The sequence below is a fragment of the Arthrobacter sp. P1_A5 genome (assembly GCF_056406825.1).
Map to the genome: position 1 here is coordinate 129543 of NZ_JBFTZL010000002.1, position 9607 is coordinate 139149.

11 protein-coding genes and 1 pseudogene are annotated in these 9607 nt (G+C 66.8%); 5 read left to right on the forward strand and 7 right to left on the reverse strand.

What is annotated here, in order from left to right:
- Nucleotides 1-123: 123 nt before the first annotated feature.
- Complete coding sequence (locus AC1D1S_RS01500; RefSeq protein WP_476993559.1) at nucleotides 124-966, reverse strand: alpha/beta hydrolase; 843 nt, start codon at nucleotides 964-966, stop codon at nucleotides 124-126.
- Nucleotides 967-1217: 251 nt separating this feature from the next.
- Between AC1D1S_RS01500 and AC1D1S_RS01505 the strand changes: the two genes are divergently transcribed.
- Nucleotides 1218-1634, forward strand: coding sequence for a DUF7793 family protein (locus AC1D1S_RS01505; RefSeq protein ID WP_164468552.1), 417 nt, complete (start codon nucleotides 1218-1220; stop codon nucleotides 1632-1634).
- 19 nt (nucleotides 1635-1653) lie between these two features.
- Here AC1D1S_RS01505 and AC1D1S_RS01510 read toward each other — a convergent pair whose 3' ends face one another.
- Complete coding sequence (locus tag AC1D1S_RS01510) at nucleotides 1654-2547, reverse strand: helix-turn-helix transcriptional regulator (protein ID WP_476993560.1); 894 nt, start codon at nucleotides 2545-2547, stop codon at nucleotides 1654-1656.
- Between the two features lie 144 nt (nucleotides 2548-2691).
- On the opposite strand from AC1D1S_RS01510, the gene AC1D1S_RS01515 reads away from it, so the two are divergent.
- A complete protein-coding gene (locus AC1D1S_RS01515; RefSeq protein WP_476993561.1) occupies nucleotides 2692-3735 on the forward strand; it encodes an NAD(P)-dependent alcohol dehydrogenase in 1044 nt (347 codons plus the stop codon).
- Between the two features lie 83 nt (nucleotides 3736-3818).
- A complete protein-coding gene (locus AC1D1S_RS01520; RefSeq protein WP_216699110.1) occupies nucleotides 3819-4226 on the forward strand; it encodes a (R)-mandelonitrile lyase in 408 nt (135 codons plus the stop codon).
- Between the two features lie 107 nt (nucleotides 4227-4333).
- Here the strand turns inward: AC1D1S_RS01520 and AC1D1S_RS01525 are convergent, their stop codons facing one another.
- A complete protein-coding gene (locus tag AC1D1S_RS01525; RefSeq protein ID WP_028275942.1) occupies nucleotides 4334-4654 on the reverse strand; it encodes a GYD domain-containing protein in 321 nt (106 codons plus the stop codon).
- Nucleotides 4655-4882: 228 nt separating this feature from the next.
- On the opposite strand from AC1D1S_RS01525, the gene AC1D1S_RS01530 reads away from it, so the two are divergent.
- Nucleotides 4883-5212 carry an antibiotic biosynthesis monooxygenase family protein gene (locus tag AC1D1S_RS01530; protein ID WP_028275943.1) on the forward strand — a complete coding sequence of 110 codons (330 nt, stop codon included), beginning with the start codon at nucleotides 4883-4885 and terminating at the stop codon, nucleotides 5210-5212.
- A gap of 51 nt (nucleotides 5213-5263) precedes the next feature.
- Here the strand turns inward: AC1D1S_RS01530 and AC1D1S_RS01535 are convergent, their stop codons facing one another.
- Together AC1D1S_RS01535 and AC1D1S_RS01540 are read right to left on the reverse strand one after the other, a co-directional pair.
- On the reverse strand, nucleotides 5264-5866 hold the full coding sequence (locus AC1D1S_RS01535; RefSeq protein WP_028275944.1) for a DUF6919 domain-containing protein: 603 nt from the start codon (nucleotides 5864-5866) through the stop codon (nucleotides 5264-5266).
- Nucleotides 5867-6406 (reverse strand): SRPBCC family protein, encoded by a 540-nt coding sequence (locus tag AC1D1S_RS01540; RefSeq protein WP_459383568.1) that lies wholly within the window; start codon nucleotides 6404-6406, stop codon nucleotides 5867-5869.
- Nucleotides 6407-6689: 283 nt separating this feature from the next.
- On the opposite strand from AC1D1S_RS01540, the gene AC1D1S_RS01545 reads away from it, so the two are divergent.
- The gene (locus tag AC1D1S_RS01545) at nucleotides 6690-7673 is read left to right on the forward strand and encodes an ABC transporter substrate-binding protein (RefSeq protein ID WP_028275946.1); all 984 of its coding nucleotides are present in this window, start codon (nucleotides 6690-6692) and stop codon (nucleotides 7671-7673) included.
- Between the two features lie 107 nt (nucleotides 7674-7780).
- Here AC1D1S_RS01545 and AC1D1S_RS01550 read toward each other — a convergent pair whose 3' ends face one another.
- Both AC1D1S_RS01550 and AC1D1S_RS01555 read right to left on the reverse strand, forming a co-directional pair.
- Nucleotides 7781-9226, reverse strand: coding sequence for an NtaA/DmoA family FMN-dependent monooxygenase (locus AC1D1S_RS01550; protein WP_476993562.1), 1446 nt, complete (start codon nucleotides 9224-9226; stop codon nucleotides 7781-7783).
- 10 nt (nucleotides 9227-9236) lie between these two features.
- A pseudogene (locus AC1D1S_RS01555) lies at nucleotides 9237-9607 on the reverse strand (LLM class flavin-dependent oxidoreductase); the annotation flags it as partial.

Below are 9607 nucleotides of genomic sequence, written 5' to 3' on the forward strand. Positions count from 1 at the left end.
CACTATGTCCATCCCTGAGCCGCGCCGGGGGACAAGTCCATTCTGATAAGGGGGCATGTCCACTGCTGAGCGCCGGCAGGGGGCATGCCCTCGGTCGGACACGTTGACTCTGGCCGGTAGTACTCAGCCGAACTCTTTGATGAAGTCCAGGGCGGTTTGGGCGACCTCAGGCCAGCCGTGATCGATCGTGAGAGAGTGGCCGCGGTCCGGCAGCTCCTTGATTGCCGTGTGCGCCGAATTTCTTTTTTGACGCTTGTAGGACGCATTGGCGATGGCCCACGGCACTGTGTGGTCTTTCTCCCCGGAGATGATCAGCAACGGACCCCGATCCGGATTCTTCGTGTCGACCTTGGCCTCGGTGAACGGGTTGAGGTTTGCGGTTGCAGCCTGGAACAGAGGCACGCCAGAGGCCGCGACATGAAAGGTGTCAAACAATTGACGGGCTTCGTCCTCGTCCAGGGCATTGGCCCAGCCGAAACGGAACTCGTCAAAAGTCAGAGACACTGCACGCTTGGCGTTGGCGGGATTCGTGATCACAGGCGCTGCTGACTTTAAGGCTGAGGCCGGCAGCGGCAGGACTCCCCGGAATGGTGCGGGGTCGATCGCCACCGTGACTGCGGAGGCTCCGGTTCCGGCGATCCTCTGGGCGATGAGTCCGCCGAAGGAATGCCCCACGACAGCGGGCTTGATGGTGAGCCGGCCAATCGCGTCGAGGTAGTGGTCCGTGACTTGCCTGACCATCTTCTTGGCAAAGACCTCCGGGTCGCGTCTTGCCTCATCGACGCTTTCGGGATCATCGGGCCACGTGGGGGCGAGCGTGGTGTAGCCGTTTTCCTCATACAGGGCCCGCCACCGGTCCCAACTGCTGGACAGGAGCCACAGTCCGTGGACGAAGACGACGGGTTTGAGGCCGGAAGCGTTCGCCCGGTCCACCTGCTGTTGCTCGAGGTTGGTCATATCAGCCATGGCGCTCATCCGTTCGCGTGTGCATCGCGGGCCGTCGGTGGGGGACGCGGGGACGTCCTCCCGCAGGCACGAGTATGCCTGCGGGCCATGGCGAAGGCAATGCCTTTGCTGAATGCCGGCACGGGCTGCAGGCCGCATGGGGCAGGTCCGTGGCCGGTCGGCGACGCGGAGTGCAGCCATGGTCTGCGGTCCGCCACGCGCACCGGGTCCCAAACCCGTGGCTTGTCAGGACCGGCCCTACAATGGTCTCGATGATGCCAGGACATATAGCAGCTGCTGACGGAAAGAACGTGCTGAGCATCAGTGCGGGCATCATCACATCCGTCTGGCAGCCGGGCACGTTTGTTGATGTCGACGATGCCAGGGACGCGATGCTGGCCGTAGCGCAGATCAGCGGCGGAATACCTATGCCGATGCTCTCCGAAATGACGGACGTGGAGATCAGCGCGGCCGCCAGGTACGAGTTCGCGCAGACAACAGGGGTTCTGGCGATTGCCGTGCTTGGATCCAGCACCGTGGATCGTGTGATCGCGGCGGCCATGAGCCGGCACACCCGCTACCCCCACGAATTCTTCACGTCCCGGGACAAGGCCACGGCCTGGCTGAGCAACTTCACCTCCAGCGGCCAGTCCGGTGGATACACGGACGGCATATCCGCCCTGGCGTGACAGTGCCGGCCTGCCCCGGTCAGGCCTTGTCCACAGTAAAAGCCGCTCCGGCCTCCTTGACTTGCTGGTTGGTCGCGGCCCAGCTGGCCAGCAGCCGCAGCGCATCTTCCGACGCGGAGCCGGGCTCGGCGTTGTAGACCAGCAGGGACAGCCCGGCGTCGGCGGAGACGTCCATTGCCTCGTACATCAGGTGGAGATCCCCGACCACAGGGTGGTGCAAGTGTTTGAGCCCGGTGTAGTGCTGGCGCACGTTATGCGCCGCCCACAGGGTGCGGAACTCCTCGCTCCGCGTCGATAGTTCCCCGACCAGGTCGGTCAGCCCGCGGTCGTAGGGATCCCGGCCGGCCTCGGTGCGCAGGATCGCGACGGTGTCGCTCGCCGCACGGTCCCAGCCCGGGTAGAAGCTGCGCGATCGCGCGTCCAGGAAGATGAACCGGGCATGGTTGGCCGGGCGGGCCGGACCCGCGTACATGTCCGAATACAGGGCATGACCCAGCGGGTTGGCCGCAAGGATGTCCATGCGTCCGTTCCGCACAAAGGCGGGCGCGTTGGCGATGGCGTTCAGCGTCAGCTGAACGCTGCGCCGGACGGACTCCGCGGGACGGGGACGACGGCGGGTCCGGCTGCCCGGGGCCGCTGCCCGGGCCAGATCGAAGAGGTGGGCCCGTTCGGCGTCGTCGAGTTGGAGGGCACTGGCCACAGCGTCCAGAACTCCCTCCGAAACGCCGGACAGGTTTCCCCGCTCCAGCCTCGTGTAGTACTCGACGCTGACGCCGGCCAGCATGGCGACTTCCCCGCGGCGGAGTCCGGGGACCCGGCGTTTCGCGCCGTAGATCGGCAATCCCGACTCTTCGGGGGTGATCTTGGCCCGGCGCAAGGCAAGGAACTCGCGGGTCGCCTCTCGATTGTCCATGCCATCAACGTTAGGCCTTTGGGCTCTCTGAGGGAGGCCCTGCCAGTACCCCTATCAGCAGGGACTCCCTCACGGCTGCGTTACCGGGTTTGATGGATGGTGTTCCGTTGAACAACCCCCAACGATCAACAAGCAGGAGATTCATTGCTTACCGTCAACGCTTACGCATCACCGTCCGCGACGGGGCCGCTCGCCCTCACCACCATCGAGCGCCGCGACGTGGGACCCCACGATGTCCTGATCGAGATCAAGTACGCCGGGATCTGCCATTCCGATATCCACACTGTCCGCGGCGACTGGGGCCCGCAGACCTATCCGCTGGTTCCCGGCCATGAAATTGCCGGCATTGTCACCGAGGTGGGAACGGCCGTGACCAAGCACGCCGTCGGTGACCGGGTCGGCGTCGGCTGCATGGTCAATTCCTGCGGTGAGTGCGTCAACTGCCAGGCCGGCGAGGAGCAGTACTGCCTCGCCGCGAACACCGGCACCTATGGCGCCGTCGACCGTGATGGCACCATCACCCAGGGCGGCTACTCCACCCACGTCGTTGTGACCGAGGATTTCGTGGTCACCATTCCCGAGGGCATCGAGCTCGACGTCGCCGCGCCGCTGCTTTGCGCCGGCATCACCACCTACTCTCCGCTGAACCACTGGGGCGCGGGGCCCGGCAAGAAGGTCGCGATCGTCGGCCTCGGCGGACTGGGCCACATGGCCGTCAAGATCGCCCACGCCATGGGCGCCGAGGTCACGGTCCTCTCGCAGTCGCTGAAGAAGCAGGAAGACGGGCTGAAGCTGGGCGCGGACCACTACTACGCCACGAGCGACGAGAACACTTTCACGGACCTTGCCGGCACTTTTGACCTAATCATCAACACGGTCAGTGCCGCGATCGACATCAGCTCCTACCTGCAGCTGCTGACCCTCGACGGCGCACTGGTCAACGTCGGCGCCCCCGCGGAACCGCTCCCGGTGAACGCGTTCGCCCTGATCATGGGCCGCCGTTCCTTCGCCGGTTCGATGATCGGCGGCATCCGCGAAACCCAGGAAATGCTCAACTTCTGCGCCGAGCACGGCCTGGGCGCCGAAATCGAGGTCATCCCAGCCGCGAAGATCAACGACGCCTACGAGCGCGTCCTGGCCTCCGACGTCCGCTACCGCTTCGTGATCGACACCGCGACCCTGAACTAGGACGCAGCGCACGAAGGACCCTGGGATTGGACGGACGCGGCCTCCCGTCGCGCCCGCCACCCGACAAAACACCCTGGGAGGAAATGACAGTGGAAATCCAAGCCAGGAAGCCAAGCGTCAAAGGGCCGGCGCAGATGTTCACCGGCGACGTCTGGTTTGACGTCCTCGCGGCCCCGCAGCCCGAACCGTCCCGCATGCGCGTCAACGCGGTGCACTTTGCCCCGTGCGCCCGCACGGCCTGGCACTCGCACGCCGTCGGACAGACCCTGCACGTCACCGAAGGTGTCGGCCTGGTCCAGGCCCGCGGCGGCGAAGTGACCGAAATCCGCCCCGGCGACACGATCTACACGCCGCCGGGCGAATGGCACTGGCACGGGGCCGCGCCGGACCATTTCATGACCCACCTCGCGATGTGGGAAGCGCCAGCAGAGGGCGCGGAGTCCGAGTGGGGTGACCTCGTGACCGACGAGGAATACAACGGCGCCAAGTAGCACGACCGCCAGGCAGTTAGCACGGCTGCGCTAAAACATCCGGCGCTGCCGGTGCGGGGCCAGCCCGGGGGACTGGCCCCGCACCGGCATGCCGGGCACAGCGTGGGCTATTGCCCCGGGGCCCGGTACGACGGCGTCTTCTTGGCTGCCGCGTCGAGATCCTCTGCTGACATGAGCGGTTTCATGTGCAGGTTCACGGCGCCGGTGGAATTGATCATCAGTGACAGGGCGACGGCGTCGGCCTGGTCGGGGATATCGAAGACTCCGACAACGTCGGTCTCCCCGAAAGCGTAGTAGAAGCTTTCCAGTGAGCCGTCCACCGATTTGAGGGCTTCGACAACGGCATCACGCCGTTTGGTGCCGCCCTCACGCATGAGTCCCTTGATTCCGTCGCCGACGTAGTTCGCTTCGAACAGATATTTGCTCATCGTTTTTCCTATCCTGTGTTCGCCCAGGACATCGGCATCCGAACGTGTGCCCGCTCCCAACGATGGAAGGTCCGAGGCTGGCCCCAGAGTGGGGGTCTGCCCACATGCTAGGCCTTCCACTTCACCCTTACAACGGTTCATTTGCGGCCACAACCGGGCTCCGGGCGGTCCGGGACTACCGCCGGCCGGAGGACAGGAACATAATCGGCGTATCAACCCGTACGGACAATGGAGGCGATCGACGTGTCTGTTTATACGCTCGGAATCTGGCTGGTGCATCCCGGCCGCGAGAACGATTTTGTGCAGGCCTGGCGGGATCTGGCCAGGAAGACGAAGGAAGACTTTCCCAACGCCAAAGCCGTGCTGATGCACGATCGCGACGTCAAGAACAGGTTCATCAGCACCGGCCCGTGGGAGTCCCTGGAACAGATTGAGCAGTGGCGGGATTCTGCCCTGTTCAAGCAGGGCCTCGAGGCAATGAAGGACATGCTGGAGCATTTCGAGGCGCGCACCCTGGACGAGGCCGCGAGCATCGGGTGGGATGCGACCGATATGTGAATTTACCGGGAACCGGCTCGCCGCCGGCTGCGCGGCGCGCGTTCCCGCCGGCTAAGCGGCGTGCAGCGCCTCGAGTACGGCGGCCAACAGGACATCGTTCCGGCCCCAGACGGGATCGAAGATTTCCACGTACCAGGCATCCGCCAGGACCAGGGCCAAGGTCTCGTTGGTCTCGGCTGCCCAGTCCCTGAGCTGGTCCTCCCCAACGGGCCCCTCGCTGCTGCCGAGCAAGGTCGCGACGTCGTCGTCCTGTACGGTCACCGGGATGGAGACGCTGCTCGCCTCACCGGGGTCGTGGACGACCGTCACCAGGCCGGTCCGTGCGGACAGGGCCAGGAGTGCCGTCGCCGCCTCCGGGCCGCAGAAGGCCGTCACGTAGGCGCGCTGCGCGAGGCCCCCGGCCTGAACGCCCGGCTGCGATTCCTTGGTGAAGAGCCCGTTGCGGTTCAGCCGGGCGAGCTCTCCGGCGATGGCCGCGGTCTCCTCGTCGAACCCGGGCGCGAAGACTCCCGGCTGGTATTGGCTGTTGCCCTCCAGCCAACGGGCGGTCAGTTCGCCTGCCGCCGGGATGGTGGAGGCCTGCCGCCAGACTTCGCGGTCCGCGAGAAGCCGGCCGAAGCTGTCCCGTTCCGTCGTGAACCTGGCCTCTGACATTTAGGCCTCCTGTGCTGTGGGGTGCGGGGTGGACTGCGCCGTGAGATGTGGGGTGGGGTGCGCCTGCGGGGCGTGGTGCTGCAGGAGGACGGACAACCGTTCGCAGCTGATCCGCAGCGCCTCCAGTTCACGCCGGCTGTAGTCCTCGATGATCGCACGGATCCGCTCGGTGAGGTGCTCGTCGTCGACCTCGAACTCGTGGTTCAGCGTGACCACGGAGAGCCCGTCCGCCGGCCGGATCTCCCAGTCGCCGCCGAGCTCCCGGAACGGGGGCTCGAGGTCCAGCTGGTGGAACTGGGCGCGGTGGCTGGCGGTGTCAAAGACGCGCCAGCAGTGGCTTGAACTGAGTGAGCCGTTGGACACCACGGACGTGCGCAGCTCGTGGCCGGCGTCGTCGCCGCTGACGCGCTCCGAGTACACCGTCAGGCCCTCGAGGTAGGGCCAGTGTGAGGCGTCGCGCAGCATGCTGAAGACAAGGTCCGCCGGGGCGTTGATGCCGAGCCGGTGCGTGGTCCGGTGCGTTTGCTGGTGCGTGCTCACTGACAAGTTCACCCCTCCTGTGTCGTGCTGTCACCTTGCAGGTCTTCTATGCAGGCTAGGCCAGTTGCGGCCTGCCGTGAACAATTCCGTCCCGTCGCGTCACGCAGGGCAATCTTCGGTAACACAGGGCGTCCGCAGGCAGCGTCCGCGGACGCCGGATGAACGGGTATTACCGCCTGTATCCCTTGGTTTCACCCGGTTTCACGGCGCTTTGACCGGCTCTCCCGGGCCCCGGATAGTTGCTGGCACCAGCACCATTTCAGTCCACTCTCAAGGGGAGAACATGTCCAGTCTTTCGTTTAAATCAGGCGCCGCGGTCGCGTTGGCGGCCACCACTGTCCTGGGTCTGGCGGCCTGCTCCGATCCCGGCGCCGCTGCTGCCGGCGGCCCGTCGGCGGCGCCGTCGTCGTCCACCGGGGTGAAGCAGTTCAACCTCTCGCCGCAGCAGGACCGCGTCAAGGCCACGGTGGATGCCGCGGCCGCCGCGCTCGTCCCGGAAGCCGTTAAGAAGGACGGGAAGCTGACCGTGGCGGTGAGCCCGTTTGCGGCGCCGCTGGCCGTTTACGCCACCGACAACAAGACCCCGGTGGGCAACGAGGTGGATATCGCCGTCGCTCTGGCCGAGTCCCTGGGCCTGGAGGCAGACATTGTCCCGACGGCCTGGGCCGACTGGCCGCTCGGCGTCGACTCCGGCAAGTACGAGGCTGTGCTGTCCAACGTCACCGTCACGGAGGAGCGCAAGCTCAAGTTCGACTTCGCCAGCTACCGTGAAGACAAGCTCGGCTTCTATGCCAAGGCGGACAGCAGCGTCACCAAGGTCGAATCGGCCCCGGACGTCGCCGGCAAGCGCGTGATCGTCGGTTCCGGCACCAACCAGGAGGCAATCCTGCTGCGCTGGGATGAGGAGAACAAGAAAAACGGCCTCAAGCCCGTGGAGTTCCAGTATTACGACGACGACTCCGCCTCCCAGCTCGCCATCCAGTCCGGACGGGCGGACCTCACGTTCGGCCCCAACGCCACGGCGGCCTACAAGGCGGCCTCCGACGCCAAGACAAAGCTCGTCGGCCTGGTCGACGGCGGCTGGCCGCTGAAGGCCAGCATCGCCGTCACCACCAAGAAGGACAACGGGTTTGCCGCAGCGGCCCAGGCCGGACTGAACCACCTGATCCAGGACGGAAGCTACGCCAAGATCCTGGACCGCTGGGGGTTGTCCGCGGAAGCCGTCGCGAAGTCGGAGCTGAACCCGGCGGGCCTGCCGAAGAAGTAGCCCGCCCGCGTTGGTTGAATGAACGGTACCGAAAGCCAACGAATCCCCGCCGGGAACGTCTCCGGCGGGGATTCGTTGTGGCTGTCTGGTGACCCAGCGGAGATCGTCTAGGCCTGTGCCGTGACGGAACTTGAATCGATGCCGACCTCGACGCTGGCACCTGTGCGGGCCGGGGTGGCCAGGCCGAGGTTCTCCCGCAGCGTGCTGCCCGCGTACTCCGTGGGGTACACGCCGCGCTCCTGCAGTTCCGGCACGAGGTGGTTGACGATGTCGTCGAGGCCGGACGGGATCAGCCACGGCGAGATGTTGAAGCCGTCGACGGCGCCGGTCCGGGCATACTCGCTGAGCCGGTCCGCGACCTCGGTGTACGAGCCGGTGAAGGTGGAGTCGCCCCGGCTGGTCTTGGCCGAGACGAATTGGCGGATGGACAGGCCCTTCTCTGTGGCCTCGGCCCGCCACTGGTCGGCCAGCTGGCGTGCCTTGGCGCCGTGGAAGCCGCTGCCGCGCGTTTCGGAGGCTTCTTCCACCACGGGGTCGATGTCCGGCAGCGGGCCGTCGGGATCGTAGCCCTGCAGCTCCCGGCCCCAGAACTGTTCGAGGTACGCGATGGCCTGCTGCGGGCCGATCTGCAGACCGCGGACCCAGGCCTTCTTCTCGAGGGCCTCCCGCGGCGTGGCGGCGAGGATGAACTCGCTGGCGGGCATGATCTTCACGTCCTGGGCGCCGCGGCCGGCCCGGAGGGTGCGCTCCACGATGTCGCGGCGGAACTCCAGGGCGTCATCGAGCTGCGGGTGCGCGGAAAAGATGACGTCCGCCTGCCGGGCGGCGAAGTCCCTGCCCTCGGGCGAATCCCCGGCCTGGAACAGCACCGGCCGGTACTGGGCGCTGCGCGGCAGCCGCGGGCTGACGTCGACGGTGTAGTGCCGGCCGGTGTGGCGCACCCGCCGGACCGAGCCCTCCGCCGACCACCGCTCGGCGGAGGCTGAGCCCGCGACGGCGCCGTCGTCCCACGCGTCCCAGATCCGCTTGGCGGTTTCCACGAAGGCCTCGGCGTGGGTGTACCGGTCGGCGTGGTCCAGATAACCGCCGCGCCGGAAGTTGGCGCCGGTCCAGGCGTTGTCCGTGGTGACGATGTTCCAGGCGGCGCGGCCACCGGACAGCAGGTCCAGCGTGGAGAGCCGGTGCGCCAGGTCTGCGGGGTCGTTGTACGTGGTGTTCTGGGTTGCGACGAGCCCGATCTTGGTGGTCACCGCGGCCAAGGCGGCGAGGGCAGTCTGCGCGTCGGGACGGCCGGCGACGTCGAGCGCGTGCGGACGGCCAAGATGCTCGCGCAGCCGCAGGCCTTCGCCGAGGAAGAACGCCGCGAACAGGCCGCGCTCGGCGGTCTGGGCGATGCGCCGGAACGATTCGAAGTCGGTCTGGGAGCCGGATTCGGCCGCCTTCCAGACGGTTCCGGAGTTGACGCCCTGGAAGAACACGCCCAGCTGGATCTGACCCGAGGGGATGAACCCGGACGCGGTGAATTCAGCGGCGGGGTGGGTGCTGTGGCTCATGGTGGGCTCCTTAGTTTTCCGCGCCGGGGGCGCTGGATGCGGCGGCGTAGCGGCTGGCTGGCCGTGCCAGCCCCAGCTGATCGCGGAATGTGGCGTCCGGGCTGGTGGGGGCGAGGACCCCGCGCCGGCGCAGTTCGGGCAGCACCAGCCGCGTCAGTTCCTCAAGATCCGTGTCCAGCACGGCGGGGTGCAGGCGGACCCCTTCGGCCCAGGCCAGCACCTCGGTGAGCAGATCGGTAAGCCCGGCCGCCGAGCCGATGAACTGTGCGCGCGGGCTCTGCCACGGGGTGTGGCCGTTCAGTCCGGCCAGCCGCTCAGCGGCGGGCTGGCCGCGGGAGTCCAGCACGACGTCGAGCTCGGCGATCAGCGCAGGCCCGTCGC